We start from the raw sequence: 22,629 nt of genomic DNA, 5'->3' as shown, positions 1-22,629 counted from the left end.
GTCATTCAAGGCCAGATCAATGTCCGATATGAACAGCCTGTCCCGCCGTACGCTGCTGGGGGCATCCCTGGGCGTTGCATCGCTGCCCTTCGTGCCGGGCCTGGCCCGGGCGGATGACGGGGCCCGCTGCGCCGCCGCCGGCAGGAGCGACGTGCCGCCGGTGGCCGGGCCGACCCGCAAGCTGACCATCGCCTGGAACCAAAGTGCGATCTGCACCGCCGCGGTGCCGGTGGCCAAGGCGAAGGGCTTTTTCGCGCGCTACAATCTGGACGTCGATTACGTGAATTTCGCTGGTGCCACCGACCAGTTGCTGGAAGCCCTGTCGACCGGCAAGGCCGACGGCGCGCCGGGCATGGCGCTGCGCTGGCTCAAACCGTTGCAGCAGGGCTTCGACGTCAAGCTGGTCGCCGGCCTGCACGCGGGCTGCATGTATCTGCTGGCCCCGCCCGATGGCGGGATCAGGCAATTGACTGACCTGCGGGGCAAGACCGTCGGCGTGACGGATATTGGCGGTCCGGACCGGAATTTCTTCGGCATCCGGCTGAAGGAAGCAGGCGTGGACCCGGAATCCGACGTGCAATGGCGGCAATATCCGGCCGATCTGCTGCCCGTCGCGCTGCAACGGGGCGAGGTGCAGGCCATCACCGATGGCGACCCATTTTCCTATCTGCAGAAACGGCAGTTCGGACTGGTCGAGATCGACAGCAACATGCATGGCGAATGGGCCCATATCGCCTGCTGCGTCATCGGCCTGCGCGGCAGCCTGATCCGTAACGAACCCACGGTCGCGATGGCGGTGACCCGCGCGATCCTGGAGGCCGGGGCCTGGCTCGCCTGCAATCCCGAAGAGGCCGGCCAGATCTTCAAGCCCTATGCCGCCCACGCCAGCGCGGAGGATCTTGCCCAGATGATCCGGGTCCAGGGCCATCACCACCAGACCCTGGGATCATCCTTCCGCGACGACATCGTGCGTTACGCCGATGCGCTGAAACAGATCGGCGTGTTCCGCCCCTCGCTCGATACGTCCCGTTATGCCCAGCGGGTCACGCAGGATCTCTTCGCGGCGTGACCGGCTCCAACGGGCTTGGCCTGACGGCCGCGGCAGCCCTGTCTGCCTGACGCGGGGCCGCCAGTTCGCACGGGTATCGGCCCCGGCAGGCGCGACGGGATTATCCGGCAGCGGCGTTCGCCCGCGCATCCAGGGCGGCGACGCGTTCGCGTACCAGCGGAATCAGCTCGCGCCCGTAGCGTTCGGCATCCTTCAGCGGCTCGAAGCCCCGGATCAGGAAATTTTCAATCCCCAGGGCATGATAATCCAGCAGCGCGTCGGCCACCTGTTCGGGCGTGCCCACCAGTCCGGTCGAATTGCCGGCAGCCCCGGTCAGTTGCGCGATGCCCGTCCACAGGCGCTTGTCGCGCCGCAGGCCGGATGCCGTTTCCAGCAGGCGACGCGATCCGTCATTGGGCGGCGTGTGGCCACTGGTCGGCAGACCCGCTCGCTCGCGGTTCGCGCGTACCTGTTCCACGATATCCGCCGCGCGCTTCCACGCAGCCTCCTCGGTGTCCGCGATTACCGGCCGCAGCGACAGGGAAAATCCGATCGACCGGCCATGGCGCGCGGCCGACGCGCGGACACGCGCCACGATCTCGCGCGTTGCATCCAGGGTTTCGCCCCAGGTGGCATAGACATCGGCATGCCGCCCCGCCACCTCGATCGCCTCCGTCGAGGTACCGCCGAAGAAGACGGGCAGGTTCTGCGGGTGGACCGAACTGAAGGCCTGGCGAATATGGTAATAGCGGCCGTCATGATCGAACGGCGCGGGCGCCGACCACTCCTGCCGCAAAATGCCCAGATATTCGTCGCTGCGCGCATAACGCTCGGCCTTGGTGGTGCCGACATCGCCGTCCCGCGCCATTTCCTCATCAGCGCCGCCGGTGATGATATGCACCGCGACCCTCCCCTGGGAAAGCTGGTCCAGCGTGGCAAGCTGGCGCGCCGCCAGCGTCGGCTGGGTAAAGCCCGGCCGGTGGGCCACCAGGAATCCCAGCCGGGTCGTCAGCGCCGCGCCATAGGCGGCGACAAGCTGGCTTTCCGGAGAATTCGACCCGAACGGGATCAGCACCCGATCGAACCCGCCATCTTCCTGCACCCGCAAAGCTGCCCGCACGTAATCGCCATCCAGCGACCGGCTGCGCACGCCGGCATGCAGTTCCGAACTGTTGTTGAAGCCGATATAGCCGATAAAATTCACAGGCACGGCAAGCCTCCCTTCCACGGCATGAGAATGGCGGAAGTATCGGCGACCATGCCGTCCCTGTCATACGAGAAAGGATCAAGTCTCGATCCATCGCCAGTCACCTGTCACCGGCTCACCGGCGGCCTCCAGACCGAAAATCCCTTTTCTATCATCGACATTCCATAAACCATGGCGATATGAAAATAATTTCAGTATCGATCGAAATATATAATTCCATTACAGAAATAAATTATAGACATTCTTATCGCACAGTCATATTAAAATTCGAAATTATTCTGTTTTAATATCTTAAACTGTTGTATTTTTGCACTAGAATTTTGCATTTATATTTCAATACATCTTTCCATATTTGATGAACGCGGAATCTGACGTAGGAGTTCGTTCATCACCAAATCGAATTATTGGAAGATCCGTATATGCTAAGGAAATACCATCTCCTGGCGGTGACGATCCTGGCAAGCTCCATCGCCCATGCGCACGCGGCCACTTCGCAGACGGACAGAGCGCATTCCCCCCGCAAGACTACGCCCGCGAAGCCGGTGACGCGTGGGCGCGCCAATGCCTCTCCCACCGTCACGGTGAAACCGGTGGCCGCCGCGCCATCACGCCGCGACGCATCCGGTGACGCGGCAGAGGCGGTGATCGTCACCGGCACCCATGCCTTCAATCGCAGGGCACGGGATAGTTCGGCGCCCATTTCCGTTATTTCCAACGCCCAGTTACAGCGTTCCGGACAACTCAACCTGGCGGACGCCATCGCCCGGATCGACCCATCCATTACGCTGGGTGCCATGGGGAACGATGTGGGGGCATTGACCTCGTCCATCCGCATGCGCGGCCTGAACCCGAACGAGGTCCTGGTTCTGGTCGACGGCAAGCGCAGGAATACGACGGCGAACATCTATGCCGATGGCGGACCGCAGCAGGGCTCGACCCCGGTCGACCTGAACATGATTCCCGCCGGTGCGATCGACCATATCGAGGTCCTGCGCGACGGCGCGGCGGCCCTATACGGTTCGGACGCGATCGCCGGCGTGGTCAACATCATCACCAGGAAGCGAGACCATGGGCTCAATGCCGTCGCGCAAACCGGCGCGAATGCCTATAACGGGGATGGCTGGCAGTACCTGGTCGGCGCTGATGGCGGCCTGAAACTGGGCAGTGACGGATTCCTGCACCTCAGCGGCCAAGTCTATCACGCGGATCATTTCGTATCGAAATCGACCGGCACGAACGATCATCGCTGGACCCCGGCCTCGGCCTGGCCCGCCAATTCGAACCAGAGCCTGATGACGCCAGAGGAAACCCGTGAGAATCTCTCGATCGAATGGGGCAAGCCTATAACCGAGGGCATCGAGACCTATGGCCTGATCACCTATGCGCACCGTCACTCGGAGGCCTATGAAAACTACCGCCTGCCTTCCATCGCCCCCAGCACCTATCCTTACGGTTTTTCACCGCTGGAGACGATCGAGGAAAACGATTTCCAGGCCAATATCGGGCTGAAGGGGGACAATCTGTTCGGGTTCAACTGGGACCTGAGCACGCTTTATGGCGAGGATGCCGACAAGATCGGCAACAAGAACACCTTCAACCCCAACTACTATGCCGCCTATGGCTGGTCGCCGACGACCGTTCTGGCCGAAAGCTACAGCCTCGCGCAATGGACCAGCAATTTCGACATGCGCCGCAATTTCAGCATCGGTCATGTCGTCCCGGTGACATTCGCAATGGGGGCCGAGCATCGGCTGGAAATATACGACGTCACGGCAGGCAATCCGCCCTCCTATCTGCTGGGCGGCACGGCGGGCTATGCGGGATTGACCCCGCAGAATGCCGGGAACTGGCAGCGCAATGTCTGGGCCGGATATATCGACGGCGACTTCCATCCGCTGAAACACTGGGACCTCGATTTCGCCGGCCGCTTCGAACATTATACCGATGCCGGCGACACCGAGACCGGCAAGGTCACCACGCGCTACGACATTACCCGCCGGATCGCGGTTCGCGGCACGATCAGCAACGGTTTCCGCGCCCCCACCCTGCCGGAAGAGCATTTCAGCGCCCTGAACGTATCGCCGACCGGCGCGTCCGGCCTGCTCTCCACGACCAGCGCCGCGGGCCGATCCATCGGGGCGCAGCCGCTCAAGCCCGAACGGTCGACCAGCATCGAAGGCGGCATCATCGTCGAACCCGTCGACGGTTTCCATGTCTCGGTCGATGTATACCAGATCAATATCCGCGACCGTATCGTGGGCGCGGCCAGCATCAACGGACAGGCCGCCTATGACGCGATCGCGCTGACAGGCGTGACCGTGCCGAGCGGACCGGGGGTCGAACTCAGCGGCATCTCCGCGAACTATTTCGCCAACGCGGCCAGCACGCGCACGCAGGGACTGGATATCTCCGCCGATTATGATTTCAGGCTGCATCGATACGGCAATCTGAACCTGTCGCTACAACTGAACCTGAACCGGACGCGCATTCACCACGTCAACACGAATGCGTACGGCAATTCGCTGGTCAATGCCCAGACGCTTGCCTATCTGACGACGGAATCCCCCCGCAGCAAGATCGTACTGAACGCGTACTGGACGTATCATGACTGGGACGTGAACATCCGCCAGACGCGCTACGGGCAGATGTCAGGAATGCTGTCTTATTCGGATCTGGCCCCGTCCTCCATCCGCTATTCGACGACGACGTTCGCACCGTTCACGAATACCCCTGCCTGGCTGACGGATATCGAAATCGGCTATCGGATCAATGCGCACTGGCACCTCGCCGTCGGCGCCAACAATATCTTCAACGTACGCCCGCGTCGCGTGAACCCGATCAATAACTATCTTGGCCCCAGGATGTATGACGTCAACTCGTCCGGCATTCCAATCACGGGTGGCTATTATTATGGCCGCGTAAACGTCAGCTTCTGACGGCGGCGCACCCACCGCGTGCACGCGGTGGGTGCGCTCAGGGCGTGTCCGGAGAGTCGGCCTGGCGGGCATGGCGCGCCGACGATATCTCCACTCCTGCGCGCAGCAGCGGCCCCAATTGCCAAAAATCGCGCAGGGGATCGTCCATGCCGCCATCCCAGCCATAATCATGGCGCAGACGCCCGATCAATGCGCCGGGATGGCGCAGGGGAGCCCCCTCCCCCGGCCCGTCCACAGCGACATAAAGGGCGTCATGGGCGCAATAGAGTTCGCACATGAAGCATGTCTGGCACTGCTCCGGGCGCGCGACGACCGGCGCGGCGCCCGCCACGCCAGGGTCCAGGACATGGTCAGGACAGGCAACGACGCACTCGTTGCAACCGGTGCAGTGCTGCGACAGGATTTCCACGCTCATTGGGCAGCTTCCTCCAGCGGCGCACGTTCCAGCCGGGTCAGAACCCGTTCGAGCCCGCCCACGACCTGCCGATGGGCGAAACCCGACAGGGTATGGGGACAATCCTCGCGCACATGCATGCCACGGCTTTCCGCCCGGCCCAGCGCCGCCGCATTGCACCAGCGGGCCGTGGCGACCATCGCCGCCGTCTCGCGGGCGGCGACCGCGTCGCCACCCGCGCCGTGCAGGTGATCGCCGACCTCTCTCCACGTGTCCTCCAATCGACGCGCCGCCGCCTCCAGCCGGTCCGCGCGGCGCCACAGGGCCCGGTCCAGATCCAGGATCTCCTCCCGCGCCACCCGCGTCGCGCATGCCCGGTCGACCGGGCGTGCGCCGGCAGCGGGCCGCAGCCCCGCCTGCCCCAGAGGCGTCAACGCGGCCGTCCGCGCGCCCTGGCCCGTCGTACGGTGGGCCAGGGTTGCCGCCGCCTGGCCGGACAGGACACCCGACGCCAACGCCCAGGCCGCGTTCTGCGCGCCGCCACCGCTGGTCGCGCCGGCGATATGCTCGCGCGTCGCGGCGTCGCCCGCCACGAACAGACCGCGCACCGAGGTCGCACAACCCGCATCGACGATCCGCAGTCCCCCTGTGCCGCGGATCGTGCCTTCCCCGAACAGCTTCACCTCGAACCGATCCCGGAACATGTCCAGCCCCCTGCGTTCGAAGGCCGCGACCGTCGCCGGCTGGATCTGGCGCACCACGGCGGGCAGGCCCTTCGGTGCCTCGCACCACGGCGGGCAGGCCCTTCGGTGCCTCATGCAGGTCCGCATGGACCGGCCCGGCGCGAAACGCGTCGGCCAGCGCGCACAGATACGCCCGTGGCTGGTCCCAGCCCGGAACGTCGATCTGCGTGCCCGCCGCATCGAAATAGCGCGCACCGGTATAGGGCAGCGTGCGCGTGCTCAGCCAGGCCGGCGAGATGGAATAAGACACGCAGAATTCCATGCCCGACAGGTCGGCACCGGCCTCGACACCCATCAGGTAACCGTCGCCGGTGTTGGAATAACTGCCGATCAGGCCGGAACGAAAGGCGCAGCCTCCGGTCGCCAGGATCACCGCCCCCGCGCGCGCCCGCCACGGCGCGGCACCCAGGCGGTCATGGCCCGCCGCGCCGCCGATCGAACCGTCCGGCCGCGCCAGAAGTTCCAGCACCGGATGGTGGTCCAGCACGCGCACGCCCAGATCCGTCGCATAACGGCGCAGGGCGCGCATATATTCCGGCCCGCGCAGGCCGGAACGGAATACGCCGCCCCTGCCGTCGCCCGAAAACGGATAATAAGGATCGAGTTCGGGAATGGATCGCCACGTCACGTCGATGATCCGTTCCATCCATTCCGGGTCCGCGAGCCCGAACGCGGTTTCCAGCCTGCGCCGGATCGCTGCCTGCCGCAGCGGCGCATCGGGGGGAACCCACCAATGGTTCGGACCGGCGGGGGCGGTGACACCGCTGGCCCCCATGAAGCCCTTGTCCACCACGACCACGCACGCGCCCGTCTTCGCGGCGGCAACCGCCGCCCAACCGGCGGCCATGCCACCGCCGATGACCAGCACGTCGGCCTCTATTTCCATCATGCGGCTGTTTGCCTTCATTTTTTTTCGGGCGAGACCATTGGAGCCGGCGTGAACATCCGGCAACGGACTGCCTCGGGCCGGTTGTGGCAGCAGGTCGGGCCGCCCCAATTCTTGATGAGGGCCGACCAAGGCACAAACGAGTTTTTGCTCAGCAAGGCTTTACCGATTGCAATCATTCCCGGTCTTGCCGACCCCGCTGGCGATCATGGCCGCGACCGTGCAGACCGCCCTGCCCTCGGGGCGCCATCCTTGCACGCCTTGATCGGCCTGCTGCGCGCCACCAACACGCCCCGAATCACGAAACCACGCCATCCCGACAATAGCGGGCAAGAGCCCCGGCGAGATGCCGGAACGCCGCGTCAACCCGGCGGCTGTGACGCAGATCCTCGTGCGCGACGATCCAGGTGTCGAGTTCGGCGACGACCAGGTCCGGCATCACCCGAATGAGATCGCGCTCCCCGATCGGGATCTGCGTCACGCCGATCCCCAGGCCGGCGCGCATCGCCGCCAGTTGCGCGGGATGGCTGTCCGTCCGGAAGGTGAAGGGCAATGTCTGGCCCAACCTCTCTTCCAGCATACGGGCAAAAGCCCGGTCCGCCTGTGAGCGGTCGGAACCGATCAGGGCATGACGGGCCAGATCCGCCGTGCCGCGGGGCGTGCCGTGCCGCTCCAGATAGGCGGACGTCGCAAAGAAACCCAGAGGAATCCGGCCGGCATGCCGCGCGACAAGCGCGTCCTGGCGGGGACGATGCATGCGGATGGCCAGGTCCGCCTCCTGGCCCGGAAGATCGGCGGTTTCGTTGCTCAGCACCAGTTCGATGGCAAGCGCCGGATAGCGTGCGCGAAGAGACGTCAGCATCGGCGGCAGCACCTCTATGCCCATGAACTCCGCCACGCTGATCCGCACGGTTCCGGCCACCTCTCCGGCAACGCCGGCCGCCGCACGATGAAAGGCGGCCGAAGCGAAATCCATGCGGCGGACATAGCCTGCCAGGTCCCGCGCGTTTTCGGTGGGCGTCAGGCCGTTCACGCCGCGCACGAAGAGCGGCTGCCCGACGGCCTGTTCCAGCGCCTCGATCCGATGACGCACCGTCGGCTGTGTCAGCCCGAGCAATCGCGCCGCCGCCGACAGGCTGCCGGTGTCGAGAACGGCCAGGAAGGCACGCTGGTCTTCCCAGTTTGGTGTCGCATTGCTCATCGTTTTCTGATGAGCGGAATGATTTTTTCTGTCAATTTCCACCAGGCTCGGAATCACTGATCCTTCCCGAAAACACGGGAGTCTCCAACATGACGAAGACAATGCTTGTTCTCGGTGCCACCGGCGGGGTGGGCGGCGCCGTGACGCGTGCGATGCTGAAACGGGGGTGGCAGGTGCGCGCACTGGTCCGCACGCCCGACCGGGCAGCGACGGGATGGAAGGACGCGCAGGCTCCGCACTGGATCAAGGGGGACGCCATGTCGCGCGACGACGTCACCCGGGCGGCGCGGGGCGTCTCCGTCATCTTTCACGGCGTCAATCCGCCCGGCTACCGGGACTGGGAGAATACGGTCCTGCCCATGATCGACAACACGATTGCCGCGGCACGGGCGGCAGGAGGCGCGCGCATCGTGCTGCCGGGCACGATCTACAACTACGACCCGGCTGAAATCTCGCTGGTCGATGGCGAGACCCCGCAGCGTCCCAAAGGCAAGAAGGGCGCGATCCGGGTGGAACTCGAAAGCCGCCTTACCCATGCGGCGCCTGATGTTCCGAGCCTGATCGCGAGGGCCGGCGATTTCTTCGGGCCGGATGTCGGGCAGAGCTGGTTCGCCCAGGCCATGGCAAAGCCGCCCCTGAAGCGGATCATCAATCCCGGCTCATCCGGCATCGGGCACGCCTGGGCCTATGTTCCGGACCTGGCCGAGGCCATCGTGCGTCTGCTGGAATTACCGGCCGGCCGCCTGCTGCCGGCTGAATGTGTCCAGTTCGCCGGATTCTGGGATGCGGACGGTTCAGACATGGTCGCCGCGATCCGGCGGGCAGCCCACGCGCCACGTCTGCCCGTCCGTCGCTTTCCCTGGTGGCTGATGCGCGCGCTCTCGCCGTTCGGCGGATTCCCGCGCGAGGTCATGGAAGTCCTCCCGTTCTGGAACCATGCGGTACGGCTGGACAATTCCCGTCTTGTCACACTTCTGGGAACGGAGCCACACACGGATCTCGATCAGGCCGTTGCCACGACGCTGGCCGCATCATGACGGCAGCCCCTCGCTGCTATCTCGGGTTCAAAGTCTGTAGGCGGGTGCCTGGGCATCCAGCACGCGCTTGATGCTTTCAAGATGCAGGCGCGCGCTTTCCGGATCGCCTGCCCGCATCTGTCTTGCCGCGGCGGCGGCAACATCCGGCCTGACCGGAACCAGGGGCCGTCCGGCACTCATGGCCTTGAGCTGCACTTCCGCCGCCCGCTCGAGATAGTAGAGGTCATCCCAGGCCTCCGCGACATTCGGCGCGCAGACCATGACACCATGGTTTCTCATGAACAGAATGTCGTTGTCCCCCAGCACGGCGGCTATGCGATCACCCTCCCGCTCATCGAGCGCAAGGCCGTTATAATCCTCGTCGACCACAGTGCGCCCGTAGAATTTCAGCGCGGTCTGCCCGGCCCAGAGAAGCGGTTCCCCCTCGATCATGCTGAGCGCCGTCGCATTGGGCATGTGCGTATGAAACGCGGCGCCGACACGCGGCACCGTCTTGTGCAGCCGGGCGTGAATGAAGAAGGCCGTCGCCTCCGGTTCGCCGTCGCCCGACAGGACGTTGCCGTCGAAGTCGCAGATCAGCAGGCTGGACGCGGTCGCCTCCTCGAAAGCCCAGCCGAGGCGATTGACGAGGAACAGATCGGCATGTCCGGGCACGAGGGCGGAAAAATGATTGCAGATCCCCTCTTCAAGTCCATGCCGCGCCGCCGCCCGCAGACAGGCGGCCAGGTCTACGCGGGCCCGCCAGATCTCTTCCGTGTCGAGATCGGCATTGCGCAGGATTGCCGGCGGCACCCGCCCGCGATTGAGTTCATGAGCCACGATCGCACCTCCGCCAGAATGAGCGCCTCATCACATCCAGCCGGCATTCGAAAGCAAAGCGGGACCGTCGTCCAGCCGGGTGAGTTCGACGCACTGCATGCTTACGCACAGCTCCCGGGCTCGAGCGAGGGACAATCCGCCTCGGCCGTGCGTGCCGGACGTGACGGTCTCCCGGCGGCCGTTCACGTTCCGGGTCACGCTCAGCCAGGGTCAGAGCGTCGCGTGGATCTTCAGGCCGATCGCGTCGATTACGGGCTTGTTGCGTTGCAGGTTGGGCCGCATGATCCGCTGATAGTCGGGCTGGATCGAAAGCCCCTGACAGACATGGATGTTATAGGTGGCTTCCAGAACGCTGATATGGCTTTGCGGATAGGTTGCGTTGGCGGGCAATGAACGCCCCGCATCGTAATCCAGCCATTGCGTTGCGACCAGTTCGGGACTGGCCGTGGTGCGCGAGACCTCGATGCCGAACGTGTCGTCGGGCCGCGCGCGCCAGAAACCCCGGTCCACCACCCCGAAATAATATTCGTAGAGATACGGGCCGCTTTCCGGCGTATTGCGTACCAGCCCGGCCATGACATAGAACCCGTTGAGTGGACCATGACCGTTGCGGATCAGCATCTGGTCGCCTTCCAGCCAGATCTGCGTCTTGCCGTTGTCCATCTGCGCCGCCTTGTGCGTCAGCGCCAGCGGATTGCCGTTGATGTCATAATAATTATTGGCATAATTCGCCGAATCATAGGCTATGCCCAGCTTGTAGTGGCCGACGAGCTGGTTTTTTCCGAAGGACGGAATCAGGCCGACTTCGACCGGAATATAAATGCCCGTATAGAGGTTCGTGTTGAAGTTGAATCCGGTGCGGTCGTAGCGGTTGGTATTGAGGTACGGATTGACGCCGTACAGCCCTGCCTGCGCATAGACCCCGTGCATCGGCCAGTATCGCACCCGCGTCCCCAAGGTCGAACCCGGATAAGTACCGAACCCCGCGGCGCCGCGGGTCAGCGACTTGGGGTTCCCGCACATGGATTTGTTCATGAACGTGCAGAAGAGCGGCGACGCTGAGAAATCGATATTGACCGGCATCTTGCCGATCGCAATCTGCAGGCGGTCCTGGAACAGGTTCTGCGTGCCGTAGACATAGACCAGGTGGACGGCAGTATTGCCGCCGCCGCCATAGATTTCCTGGAATCCGTTGAGCGACCTGTCGCCGAAATCGGCCGCCATGTTATGCCCGGCGCGATTGACGATCACCGCATGGGTCACGAAGCCGCGCCAGCCGACCAGCTTCTGCCAGTCCAGGTCCAGTTGCACGCCGATCTGGTGCGCATAACCCGCGTCGCCGGGGTTGCCGCCATCGAGCGCCAGCGCACTTTCGCTGGTATAGTCGATGACCAGGCCAATCCCCTTGCGATTCAGATTCTGGATGACATTGCCCCAGGCCGGCACGATATGTTCGACCGGCGGGGTGAACGGCGTGTTCGCATAAGCCGTAGGTGTATCGAGCGAGAAGGACGGCGCGGTCAGCGCGACCGGACCGCGATACTGCGCGCGGGCCGGATGGCAGCACAGGACGGCCAGGGCCGCCACGATCCACATAGACCGCATAAGGCAGCGGCACGCATGCGACATTGAGGAGCGCATTGTTTTTTCTCTGATCGGATGAACGCCATGCGGATCGGCGCGGCAGACGCTTCGCCGCCGCGCCGGTCCATCGGATCACGTGGAACAATAGAAACGATATCCCCATCCCGGACGGCAGCCGGGCCCGGCAGAACATGCCGGGCCTGGCGGCTCCATGACGGCTACACGACCGGGGTCGGCAGCGCCTCCCCGCCGAACCAGGCGGCCAGGTTGCGGACCACCAGGTCGCCCATCGCCAGGCGCGTTTCCACCGTGGCGCTGGCGCGATGGGGTTGCAGGACGACATTGTCCATCGTCTTCAGCGCGTCGGGGACATGCGGTTCGTGCTGGAACACATCCAGCCCCGCACCCCCCAGCGTGCCGGCCTGCAACGCCGCGACCAGCGCGTCCTCGTCCACGACGCTGCCGCGCGCGACGTTGATCAGCACGCCGTCGGGGCCCAGGGCCTCCAGCACGCTCCTGTCGACGATGTTGCGCGACTGCGCGCCGCCGGATGCCGCGACGACCAGGATATCGCTATGCCGCGCCAGCTCGGTCAGGTCGGCGAAATATGTATGGCCGCTCTCGGGAATTTCACGGATGTCGTGATAGGCGATCGACATGTCGAAGGCCCTGGCCCGCGCGGCGATCGCGCGCCCGACCTGCCCCAGGCCCAGAATGCCCAGCCGCTTCCCCGTCACCGCATGACCCAGCGCGATCGGCTCCCTGCCCCACGATCCGGCACGGACATAGCGGTCGCCGGTGCCCAGCCCCCGGCACGCCATCAGGATCAGCCCCAGCGCCATATCGGCGACATCGGCGGTCAGCACGCCGGGCGTCGTCGTGACGCGGATACCGCGCGCGCGCGCCGTGTTCAGGTCCACCGCGTCGGTCCCGATCCCGTTGATCGCGATGATCCCCAGTTCGGGCAGCGCGGCCATCACATCGGGGGGCACGCCGGTCGCACCGCCGGTCGCGATACCGCGGATCGACCCGGCCACGCCCGTCAGCGACGCGACATCGGTGAAACGATGCACGACATAGGCATCGTCCAGGGCCTTTTCGATCTGCGGCAGCATCGGCTCGATCAAGAGAATGTCAGGTTTCATTCAGGCTCTCCAGTTCAGGTGGAATAAGAGGCTGCTTCAAAAGCCCCGCTGGCGAGGGGAAGCGCGGCGCCGGCCGCGCGGCTGGCGGTGATTTTCAAGCATCGGAGCGGAGCGGCCTTGTGGGCCGCCCGCCGCGAAGCACGGAAAATCGCCGTCAGGCCGCCACCAGCGGGGCTTTTGAACCGCCTCCAGGATCAGCCGCAGGTCAGCGACAGCGTGCCCAGATGCGCGAAGGTCGCGCGGACATGCGTGCCGGGGTCGACGAAAAGGGTGCCGGTGGCCGATCCGGTCGTGACGATCGTACCGGCGGCCAGCCCCCCAGCATGACGGGCCGCGTGCCCGGCCAGCCAGACCAGGGTGCGGATCGGGTCGCCGGCGGAATTGCCGCCGACATGATCCGCCATCACCCGGTCGCCGACGGCCAGCACCACCCGTTCCTCCAGCGGCACCAGGGACCGCCAGTCGGTGGTGCCCGGGCCCACGAACAGGGCGCCATGGCTCTGCTGGTCCGCCAGATGGTCCAGCGCGGGCTGGCTGCCGGGAACGGCGAAGCGCGTATCGATGATCTCGATGGCGGTATGGACCGACACGATCGCGTCGCAGACCTCGCCGGTCGTATAGGGTACGTCGCGCGGCGGCAGGGCATGTCCGAACCGGTAGGCGATTTCGGCCTCGACCCCGATATGCCGGCACAGGCCGGGCGGCAGGATGGTCCCGCCATCGAACAGCGTCGCGGCCAGGATCGGGGCCGCGAACGGTTCGGATTCCGGCGTGCGGGCGCCGACCTTCCACCCCGCGATCCGCCCGCCCAGGGCGCGAATGGTCGCATGCTGCACCCGATAGGCCGCCTCTGCCGAAGGCACGTCGCACCCGTCGGGCACATGCTCCAGCAGGGGCGCACCGGCACGGACCCGCAGGAAGGATTCAGTCAACAGGTCGGTCGACCGACCGGAGAAAACGCTCACGCCCATACTCCCCAAGGCAGCATGTCCCGCCCGCACACTCTGCCGATACCCACGGATACCGGCGCACGACTATCAGCTCACGACTATCAGCTATTGAGCATGTCCCGCCGGTCCTGCAGGTCGCGGTTGCGCGGTTCCGGGGCAAACAGCGTGGTCACGATCGTGATGGCCGCCAGCACCATCACGTACAGCGCCAGCGGCAGCCACGAGATCAGGCCGGGATGGGCCGCCGCCGTCTCATGACGGCTCACCATCGCGATGATGACGGACCCCACCAGCGGCGCCAGCCCGCCGGACAGCACGGCCGAAACCTCGCGCGTCAGCGAAACGCCCAGATATCGATGGCGCGAGCCGAACATTTCCGGCAGCAGCGCGCCCTGGGTGCCGAACATGCCCCAGGTGGCGCAGCCCAGCGCCAGCGACAGCGCCGCGATCGTCAGCGGCAGATAGCCGAAGCTGAGCGCGTACCAGACCGGAATGGCGGCCACCAGTTGCAGGATGGCGAACCCGCGATAGACGACGATGCGCCCGAACCGGTCGCTCAGCATTCCCGCCACCGGGATCACGCAGGCCCCCACGACCGCCGCGCACAGCAGCGACAGCGCGCCGGTGGCATTGCGCATCCCCACCACGTTGACCGAATAGCTGACGGCCAGGACCTGATAGATCGAAGACCCGCCATTCTCGGCCATGCGCAGGCCCATGCCCAGCAGGATCGTCTTCCACGATTCCCGCACCACCTCGGGCAGGGACATCGACTGGGCGCGTTCCTCCTCCTCGATCCCCGCGAAGGTCGGCGATTCCTTGAGCGTCAGACGCATATAGAGGGCAACGAGCAGGATGACGGAACTGAGCAGGAACGGCAGGCGCCACAGCCAGCTTCCCAGCACGTCGGACACATGGAACAGCAACGCGAAATAGACGATGGCGGCAATGACCGTGCCGATCTGGATGCCCAGGAACGGCAGGGCGGCATAGAAACCCCGCTTGCCCGTCGGGGCATATTCCGTCATCAGCACGGCGGCCCCGGCCTGTTCCGCCCCGGCGCCGAGACCTTGCAGCAGGCGCATCATGATCAACAGGATCGGCGCCCAGATGCCGATGCTCGCGTAGGTGGGGATCAGGCCGATGGCGGTGCTGGCGCCGCCCATCAGCGTCACCGTGATCAGCAGGACGAGCTTGCGCCCGAAACGGTCGCCCATCATGCCGAACACGACACCGCCGATGGGGCGGACGGCAAACCCCAGGAAATAGGTCGCGAAGCTGGCGATCAACCCGACGCTCTTGCTCTGGTGCGGAAAGAACAGCGGGCCGAACACCAGCGCCGACGCCAGGCTGTACAACGCAAAATCGTAATATTCCAGTGCACTGCCCAGCGAACTGGTCCAGGCCGCGCGGCGCAGGTCCGCCACCGTGATCTCGGGGTGCACCAGCGCCGCCTCACGCTGCGGCGCGCGCGACCGGATAACGGGGGCGCCAGCATGGGCGGCGCCGGCAAAAATTGGCTGCTTCATGGCACATTGATCCCGATCTCGCGCCCGGTCCGGGCGGACTCGCGCAGGGCCAGCGCGATGGCAAGCGAGGCAACGCCATCCTCGCCGGTGGCGGCGGGCCGGCCATCGCCATGGATGGCGCTGGTGAACAGGCCGAAGGCGCGATGGTAAAGATTATGATGCTTCAATGGGATTTCATGCTCGCCATCGGCGTCGCGCACCGACACGGTGCCGATCGGCCGCTGGCTCATGCAGTCGCGACCGACGATGATGCCCCGCTCGCCCATGATTTCGATGCCGCCGGGCGAAAACGGCGTGGTATAGCCGCCATGAATCTGCACCAGCACATCGCCGGGAAAACGCAGGACGGCCATGATGCCGTCTTCGATCCCGTCCCGCGCCAGGCGCCCGCTCTGCGTCATGGCGAAGGCGCTGACGGGATTTTCATCGAACAGGAAACGCAGCGTGTCGATATCATGGATCGTGCTGTCCAGGATCACGCCGCCATCCTGGTCGTTGACGCGCCATCCCTGCAGGGCGGCGGACAGGAAATTGGCATGAAACACCCGCGCCGCGATCAGCCCGCCGATCCGCCCGTCCTCGATCAGGCCATGAATGGCCATGTGCGTGGCGGCATTGCGCAGATGATGGTTGGTCCCCAGGACGACGCCCGCATGGTTGCAGACGCGCACCATCTCGCTTGCGTCCTCCACCGACAGGGCCAGCGGTTTTTCGCACATGACATGCTTGCCCGCCCGTGCCGCCGCGATGGTCTGTTCGACATGCAGCCGGTTGCCGGTGCTGATATAGACCGCGTCGATGTCCCGCCTGGACAGCAGATCCTGTAGCGACGTCGTGTGATGGGCGATACCGTTGGCCTGGGCGAATGCCGCCCCGCGCCCGGCATCGTTGCTGAGTACCGCGCGAACCTCTCCGCCGGGCTGGGCACGGATCGCGTCGATGATCCATTCCCGCGCGACATTACTTGCACCTATCAGACCCCACCCGGTTGGATGCGTCATTCCGCCCTCCCCCGGAGCCAGAGACTCCGGCCCTTGTTCGTCTTATTGATTGTCGTAGAGATCGGATAAAAAACCTGCAGGACACCGCGCGGCGAAACGGAACGGCGCGGACGGAACGATGTTCCATCGGCATGTCCCGTCCGGACGATCGGCTGCCCTGATGATCCGCCCGTGCCCGCACAGCGCCTCCGCTGAGCCCGGCAGGGCACAAGATCCGATCATAGAAGCCATCACCCTCGTCCAAGCAAGAACTTGTCTCTTCAGCCACTTCACAAATTCGTATTCGTGCACTGCAAGATCATCCGTTCCGCTTCAGGGCGGGATCTGGATCGCCTCGGGCGACATGTCGATGAACGCCGCCAGGGCCTCGACCGCCAGCCGGTGGTCCTCGCGCTGCGGCAGGCCGGAAACGCACAGCGTGCCGACCACCCCCACCCCCCGCACGCGCAGGGGAAACGCCCCGCCGAAGGGGGCGTACTCGGCTTCGGACAGGCCGAACCGCTCGGCAAGCGTCTTGCCTTCCTGGCCAAGCTGCAGGCCGATCGCGTACGAGGCCCGGTGAAAGCGCGCCGTCAGGCGGGTCTTGCGCGCGATCCAGCCCAGATTGTCGGGCGTCGCCCCTTCCAGGCAGGCACTGAACAGCCTCTGCTCGCCCCGGCGAATGTCGATCGCGATCGGATAACCATGCGTGCTGGCCGCCTGGCGCAGCCAGCACCCCATACGCCAGGCATCATCCTCTGTCAGGCCGGGCAGGATCAGCGCGCGCTCCTGCCGGGCGATCCGCTCCAGATCGCGCGCCGGCGACGGATGGTTTCCCCCGGCAATCCCCGTCCCGGCCGGTTCCGCCATGATGCCGTTCCCTCCCGCGCATTGTCCGCGTGTCCGCAGAATCGTCACCATGGCGACCCGCAACCGGCGATGTGAACGATATCATCACCCTTGGGATGCGCATGGAGAGTGACTTTATCGTGACGTCGGCCCACGAGGCGGAAGAGTCAGTCCCTGATCGCCCGTCGGCGAACAGTGTTTGTCATGCAGATGACCGGGCCCACCGATTGTTCCAAGTATCGCTTTTTGCGCAAAATCCGCCCGCAGATCGTCGGGTGATCGGTGACTGATCGGTGACGGCGATTCCGGAAAGCTGACGGAAATGTGTTTTCTGGCCCGGGACATGCCGACACGGCGGCAGCCCGCGATAGCCGCCGTTAACCAGTAACATGACCAGATCGACCAACATGCGATGCTGGATTCGAGCGGGTCCTCATGAGACCGGATCGGATCCAGTCCGTCACGACGGGCTTCGCGTCACCGCCCCGCGATGTGGAACGGAGGGACAGCCGTAAATTGCCGTCGATTTTTGTCGGTGCCGGTATTTTTCAGGAATGGCGGAAAACGGATCGTCCCCTGGCACAATGCGAGGTCACGCGGAGCCCTCTATCGTCAAGGCGTTCGTCGGGGCGGGGCTTGCCTCGGCCTGAAGCCTGCCGGAGCATTCTTGCAACGTCCGGGAGCAGCTTCGTGAGCAGACGATCAGGCGGATGTCGCGCTGGCAATGTTCGTGACGATCTTCAATGCCGCCGTCGCCGATGCGGATCGGCCCGTGCGGATTGATCGACGGCATGGTCATCGGCACCGCCGGATCTTCCGCCGACGATATTTTTTCCGGGGGCTGCCGGTTTCGCTTCTGGTGAAACACTCAAGTTACGATAGAGATTTCCAAAATACAGACATCACGGCCACTCCCATAAGATAGAACGATGGGAATAGTCTTCCCTATTCAATAAATATTATACCCTACCGATTTTTTTATGGCATTCGTCCGGCACGAAATAGCCGCAATTATTCATGATTCCGATTGTGATTTGTATTATGATAGGCGTATCATTTTTCTCCATCCCATTTCGTCTTCATCCATGAATGTCGGCTGGTTGATGCCAGCATGATCAGAGCAGCCCCGGAGGAAAGGGCCGCCATCAGGAAGACAGCCTGCACCGGAAAGTTCCGCGTCAGCATGCCGCCAGCGATCGATCCCGCGCCCAGAGCAACGTCAAAAAATATGTCATAAAGTCCCATTGCCGATCCGATGAAGGCGGGCGCAACCGCGCGCGCGAATGGGATGGCAAGAACAGGATAGATCAGGGAAAATCCCGCACCGCTAATCAATGCTCCAACCATGGCTACGATAGGGTTTGGCGCCAGCCAGAGCATAACAAACCCCATGGTTTCCATCGCCAACATCATGGAGCCAGACACTCGTACGGCATGTCGGTCGATCCAGTGTCCTCCCGCAAAACGGGCCACGACGTGACCGACGCAGAAAGCCGCAAGGGCATATCCCCCATGCCCCCAGTTCTTCTGATCAAATGCCAGAACAAGGAACGAGGAAATCACCGCAAACCCGATGGAGGAGAGAGCGAGCAGCAGGCCTGCTGGCAGGACTGTCCGAAAGAGCTGGCGCCATGGAACAGCACCCTGAGCGACGGAATGTTCACCAGGTCGTCGAGGCCAGCCGGACAGGATCATTCCTACTATCGGAAGGGTCGAGGTAAGGATGGCTACGGCTCCAAATCCGGCGGCCTGATCAATTATGGTGCCTGCCGTTGTTCCCGCTGCAAGTCCGGCAAACATGGCAAGGCCGAACCACGACATCCCAGCACCCACCCTGTCTGCCGGAACCGCACCAATGATCCAGGCACCGCCGCCTGTCACCATCAGACCTTCGCTTAACCCCATGAAAAGTCGGCCAAGCAGCACCAGTGCAAGTGCGATAGACTGCGGCCATAATGGCGCAAGCGCGGTTAGATAGCACCCTCCGGACAGTGCGGCCGCGCCAAGTCCAAGTGTCAGGGCCCGACCACCACCCATCCTGTCGCTCAGGCGTCCTGCGTACAGGCGGGACAGAAGCGTGGCAACGGACTGGGTTCCCATGATCCAGCCGATGGTCGCGAGCGGAAGGGACCAGGCATCGTGCAAGACCAGAGGAAGAGCCGAGAGTGCCAGCCCCATGGAACCTGTTCCGGTACCAACGGCGAGAACCGGCTGAAGGATTGCCTGTCTCAGGTTGTAGGCGGAGGTGGAGACGGAGAGCGAAGCAGAGAGTGTGTCTTGCATTCATATAGGATATAATTTCCGCAATTCGTATAAAAGAGAACCAATGTCTCTATTGTGCGGACATAATGTCTTGAGTTGAACGTGGAGCAACAAGATGGATTCCCTATCCGGCCTGGAACCTTTCGTCTTTGCTGCTCAATTCCGGAGTTACGTCAAAGCTGGCAAGCATCTTGGAATCACAGCGTCGGCGGTTGCGAAGAGCGTCTCACGGCTGGAGGGTCGCATGGGTATACAGCTTCTGAACCGGACCACGCGCACCATTGGACTGACGGAAGCTGGCGCCCTTTTCTACGAACGGTGTCGTCAGGCGCTGGACGACATCCGGGATGCCGAGGCAATTCTCCATCACTCGCGGACGGCACCCTGTGGTCGCCTGCGGGTGAATGTGCCGCATATCGTCGGGCAACATCTTCTCATGCCGCTTATCGCGGACTTTGTGAGACGCTATCCTGAAATCGACCTCGATATCGCGCTCGAGGATCGAATTGTTGATTTGATTGATGAGGATATTGATGTCGTTCTCCGAAGCGGCAATCTGGCGGATTCTCGGCTGATAGCACGTCGCATTGGCGATCAGCATTTCATCACATGCGCCAGCTCTTCCTATTTGAAGGAAAATGGCTGTCCTCTCGCACCAGCCGACATTCAGAACCACCGCTGTTTACGTTATCGCTATCCCAACACCGGACTGCTGGCTCCATGGGTTTATGCCCCACCTCACGAGCAGCCTCGCTTGCCTGAAACCATGATCTTCAACAACAGCGATGCGGCGCTGCGGGCTGCGGTCGATGGTCTGGGGCTCGTGCATCTGCCTGTTTACGTTGCGTGGGACGCCATTGCTTCAGGGAAACTGATGCCGCTTCTGGCCGATTATTGTCTTTCCATCGGATCACTCTGGATCATATGGCCAGCGTCCCGCAGCCTCTCTCCCAAGGTCAGGGCTTTCGCGGATTTTATCATCGAACAGCTCGCGGCGATGCCTGAAGCGTTTATGGCCTTCCGGGATGGTTACGGAAAAAAGACGCCAAGTAGATCACCTTTTTGAACGTCCGCTCATCACAATTGGATCCTTCTGACCGGACCTTCCGCTTTTCCACCGACCCAGGCCTATGCTGCGCATCTAAAACCCGCCCTATAATCGATCGCTGGTTTTGCAGGCGCGGCTGAGGAAAACGCTGGAGCACCGGCTCAGCCGTCTCCACGATCAGCGCCTGGCACCTTCTCGCGGGCCGCGTAGTCGGCCGGCCGCATGCTGAGATCGGCGAGTAACCGGATGGCATGTTTGATCCGCGTGGCGGTCATAACCCCAGAGGATCTTGGTCTGGTTCATGACAGGAACCGACCAGGTGGCACACCAAAGCGCGGTTCGCAGGGCCGCGTCAAAGGTGTCTATGTGCGACAGCGCTGATCGCGACGCTGCCGATCAAAAGAATCACCGCGACGATTTGTACCCCAGAAAGTCCGTGATCCGACCAGAGACATCCATACAGCAGCGCGAACAGCGTTTCCCCGACTGCCATCTGACCGCTCAGCGTCATCGGAAGCCGCCTGCTGCACGCGTTCCAGAATGTGCCCCCCAGCACGGAAGCTATCACCGCCACTCCGGTCGAAACCCCGATGAAGCCAAGCCAGCACGATGTTGCATGCATACCCGATCCAAATCCGGCGAATGGAAGCCCCGCCAGGCCGAGCAGGCCGGTGGCGACACCCGTCGCCAGGCCCCATTCTCCCGCGCCGACATCGGGCAGACGCCGCATCCAGCGTGCATTCAGAATGGCGAAACCGGTCCAGGAACCCTGACCCGCCGCCGCGCACGCCATCCCTTCCGCGCGGTGAACCCAGTCGCTTGTTCCACCGGCCGCATGCCCAAACGCAGCCATGCCGGTCAGTGTGATGCCTATGATCATGAGAAGCAGCGACGGCCACAATGTCCGGGCCTGAAGCGCACCGGGCTCCCGCATGCCGAACACCGCGATCAGGACCGGCAGGAAGCCGGTGGTGATCGCGGTCGTTGCAATGCCTGTCAGCCTCACCGCGGCACCAACCAGCACATAGTAGGCGATGTTACCGATGACGCCGAGACAGAACAGGCCACCCCAGCCCTTGACCGGGATCCGGCCGGCGACGGATCTCCAGCGTGGAAGCAGCAGCGCGCCGGACATCACGCCATAGGCGATATAGCGTGCCTCCGAGAGCTGAAAGGGGCTGAAATCCGGCACCAGCAAGGGGGCAAGGAAGATGACACCCCAGCATGCTCCGGCAGCAACACCGTAAGCCAACCCGGCGACCAGGGGGACGGGAAATGAGACACGCGACATGCGCTCCTGTCTGACCGGCCTGCATGGTCCGGTCTTGTCCTGGGCTCGCGCTTTTTGTCCGTCTCTCCAGAGGCCTGTCGCGTTCAGGAACTGGCCCGGCGAAACGCACCCGGCGTCATGCCGGTCTCACGCTGGAATGCGCGGGTCATGGCACGCTGGTCACAGAATCCTGCCCGTAGTGCCAGCGCGGCGAGTGGCTCGGACGTCTCATTCATCCAGAGCCGAAGCTGGCGGATGCGTTCGGCGTTCACCCATGCGCGTGGCGTCAGCCCCGTCCGTTCGCGAAACAGGACGTGCAGCCGTGACGGGCTGACGCCAGCCAGCCGCGCCATGACCGCCGTTGTCCAGATGCCCCCCGGATTGACCTCGATCGCGCGCATGAGTGAAGCAAGCCGACCGTCATCCTGACCCGTGTGGTGCGCCATCAGGCTGGCGCAGAGCAGCGGCGCCCATTGTGTCACGAGTTCGGCGGAGACGCTGCCCTGCTGACAGGAGACACGCATGAAGTCGACCAGATAACGCGCGGGCGATGGCAGATGCAGGAAATGTTGCCGTGCCATTGTCTCGCGCAACGGCGGATCGATAAGCCCTGCCTCGATATCGACGACCAGAAACCGGTTTTGCCCCAAGGCATATTCAGCATGGTCAGTATCCTGGTCCACGAAAGCAATACGTCCGCTTTTCAACCTGTCGCCCCGGCCGCCGATATCGAGTTCCAGC

Annotated in this window: 19 protein-coding genes and 1 pseudogene; 4 read left to right on the top strand and 16 right to left on the bottom strand. The window is 63.8% G+C overall.

Annotation, left to right across the window (positions count from 1 at the left end):
* Window positions 1-19 precede the first annotated feature (19 nt).
* Complete coding sequence (locus tag HLH29_RS07250) at window positions 20-1,069, top strand: ABC transporter substrate-binding protein (RefSeq protein ID WP_182965273.1); 1,050 nt, start codon at window positions 20-22, stop codon at window positions 1,067-1,069.
* Window positions 1,070-1,169: 100 nt separating this feature from the next.
* Here HLH29_RS07250 and HLH29_RS07245 read toward each other — a convergent pair whose 3' ends face one another.
* Complete coding sequence (locus HLH29_RS07245) at window positions 1,170-2,258, bottom strand: LLM class flavin-dependent oxidoreductase (protein ID WP_182965272.1); 1,089 nt, start codon at window positions 2,256-2,258, stop codon at window positions 1,170-1,172.
* Window positions 2,259-2,674: 416 nt separating this feature from the next.
* Between HLH29_RS07245 and HLH29_RS07240 the strand changes: the two genes are divergently transcribed.
* Window positions 2,675-5,191 carry a TonB-dependent receptor plug domain-containing protein gene (locus HLH29_RS07240; protein ID WP_182965271.1) on the top strand — a complete coding sequence of 839 codons (2,517 nt, stop codon included), beginning with the start codon at window positions 2,675-2,677 and terminating at the stop codon, window positions 5,189-5,191.
* A 37-nt stretch (window positions 5,192-5,228) separates the two neighbouring features.
* On the opposite strand, the gene HLH29_RS07235 is transcribed toward HLH29_RS07240, so the two are convergent.
* The 4 genes and pseudogenes from HLH29_RS07235 to HLH29_RS07225 form a co-directional block, all read right to left on the bottom strand.
* Window positions 5,229-5,606, bottom strand: coding sequence for a 4Fe-4S dicluster domain-containing protein (locus HLH29_RS07235; protein ID WP_182965270.1), 378 nt, complete (start codon window positions 5,604-5,606; stop codon window positions 5,229-5,231).
* On the bottom strand, window positions 5,603-6,403 hold the full coding sequence (locus HLH29_RS19565) for an FAD-binding protein (protein ID WP_246373917.1): 801 nt from the start codon (window positions 6,401-6,403) through the stop codon (window positions 5,603-5,605). The genes HLH29_RS07235 and HLH29_RS19565 overlap by 4 nt, the downstream gene beginning before the upstream one ends.
* Before the next feature lie 232 nt (window positions 6,404-6,635).
* Window positions 6,636-7,175 (bottom strand): annotated as a pseudogene (locus HLH29_RS19560) (FAD-dependent oxidoreductase); the annotation flags it as partial.
* A 337-nt stretch (window positions 7,176-7,512) separates the two neighbouring features.
* Complete coding sequence (locus HLH29_RS07225; protein ID WP_182965269.1) at window positions 7,513-8,415, bottom strand: LysR family transcriptional regulator; 903 nt, start codon at window positions 8,413-8,415, stop codon at window positions 7,513-7,515.
* A gap of 89 nt (window positions 8,416-8,504) precedes the next feature.
* Here HLH29_RS07225 and HLH29_RS07220 point away from each other — a divergent pair, with 89 nt between their 5' ends.
* Window positions 8,505-9,452, top strand: coding sequence for an NAD(P)H-binding protein (locus HLH29_RS07220; RefSeq protein ID WP_182965268.1), 948 nt, complete (start codon window positions 8,505-8,507; stop codon window positions 9,450-9,452).
* 27 nt (window positions 9,453-9,479) lie between these two features.
* Here HLH29_RS07220 and HLH29_RS07215 read toward each other — a convergent pair whose 3' ends face one another.
* The 9 genes from HLH29_RS07215 to HLH29_RS07175 form a co-directional block, all read right to left on the bottom strand.
* Window positions 9,480-10,271, bottom strand: coding sequence for an aldolase (locus HLH29_RS07215; protein ID WP_182965267.1), 792 nt, complete (start codon window positions 10,269-10,271; stop codon window positions 9,480-9,482).
* Window positions 10,272-10,481: 210 nt separating this feature from the next.
* Window positions 10,482-11,876, bottom strand: coding sequence for a carbohydrate porin (locus tag HLH29_RS07210; protein WP_246373915.1), 1,395 nt, complete (start codon window positions 11,874-11,876; stop codon window positions 10,482-10,484).
* 197 nt (window positions 11,877-12,073) lie between these two features.
* Window positions 12,074-13,000, bottom strand: a complete 927-nt coding sequence (locus HLH29_RS07205; protein ID WP_182965266.1) for a 2-hydroxyacid dehydrogenase — start codon at window positions 12,998-13,000, stop codon at window positions 12,074-12,076.
* Window positions 13,001-13,194: 194 nt separating this feature from the next.
* Complete coding sequence (locus HLH29_RS07200) at window positions 13,195-13,971, bottom strand: 2-keto-4-pentenoate hydratase (RefSeq protein ID WP_220791419.1); 777 nt, start codon at window positions 13,969-13,971, stop codon at window positions 13,195-13,197.
* A gap of 80 nt (window positions 13,972-14,051) precedes the next feature.
* Window positions 14,052-15,479 carry an MFS transporter gene (locus HLH29_RS07195; protein WP_182965265.1) on the bottom strand — a complete coding sequence of 476 codons (1,428 nt, stop codon included), beginning with the start codon at window positions 15,477-15,479 and terminating at the stop codon, window positions 14,052-14,054.
* Window positions 15,476-16,480: a Gfo/Idh/MocA family protein gene (locus tag HLH29_RS07190; RefSeq protein ID WP_182965264.1), complete on the bottom strand. Its 1,005-nt coding sequence runs from the start codon at window positions 16,478-16,480 to the stop codon at window positions 15,476-15,478. The genes HLH29_RS07195 and HLH29_RS07190 overlap by 4 nt, the downstream gene beginning before the upstream one ends.
* Window positions 16,481-16,792: 312 nt before the next feature.
* Window positions 16,793-17,329, bottom strand: a complete 537-nt coding sequence (locus HLH29_RS07185) for a heme-degrading domain-containing protein (RefSeq protein WP_182965263.1) — start codon at window positions 17,327-17,329, stop codon at window positions 16,793-16,795.
* Between the two features lie 571 nt (window positions 17,330-17,900).
* Window positions 17,901-18,176, bottom strand: coding sequence for a hypothetical protein (locus HLH29_RS07180; protein ID WP_220791418.1), 276 nt, complete (start codon window positions 18,174-18,176; stop codon window positions 17,901-17,903).
* A 185-nt stretch (window positions 18,177-18,361) separates the two neighbouring features.
* Window positions 18,362-19,486, bottom strand: a complete 1,125-nt coding sequence (locus HLH29_RS07175; protein ID WP_246373913.1) for an MFS transporter — start codon at window positions 19,484-19,486, stop codon at window positions 18,362-18,364.
* A 199-nt stretch (window positions 19,487-19,685) separates the two neighbouring features.
* Between HLH29_RS07175 and HLH29_RS07170 the strand changes: the two genes are divergently transcribed.
* Complete coding sequence (locus tag HLH29_RS07170) at window positions 19,686-20,636, top strand: LysR substrate-binding domain-containing protein (protein WP_182965260.1); 951 nt, start codon at window positions 19,686-19,688, stop codon at window positions 20,634-20,636.
* Between the two features lie 334 nt (window positions 20,637-20,970).
* Here the strand turns inward: HLH29_RS07170 and HLH29_RS07165 are convergent, their stop codons facing one another.
* Window positions 20,971-21,816 carry a DMT family transporter gene (locus HLH29_RS07165; protein ID WP_246373911.1) on the bottom strand — a complete coding sequence of 282 codons (846 nt, stop codon included), beginning with the start codon at window positions 21,814-21,816 and terminating at the stop codon, window positions 20,971-20,973.
* Window positions 21,817-21,992: 176 nt separating this feature from the next.
* On the bottom strand, window positions 21,993-22,571 hold the full coding sequence (locus HLH29_RS19975) for a helix-turn-helix domain-containing protein (protein WP_182965258.1): 579 nt from the start codon (window positions 22,569-22,571) through the stop codon (window positions 21,993-21,995).
* Window positions 22,572-22,629: the final 58 nt, after the last annotated feature.

Origin of the sequence: Gluconacetobacter tumulicola (assembly GCF_014174215.1) — a bacterium.
Lineage (GTDB): Bacteria > Pseudomonadota > Alphaproteobacteria > Acetobacterales > Acetobacteraceae > Gluconacetobacter > Gluconacetobacter tumulicola.
Note: the sequence above shows the minus strand (reverse complement) of the source record. Positions and strands in the feature narration are given on the sequence as shown.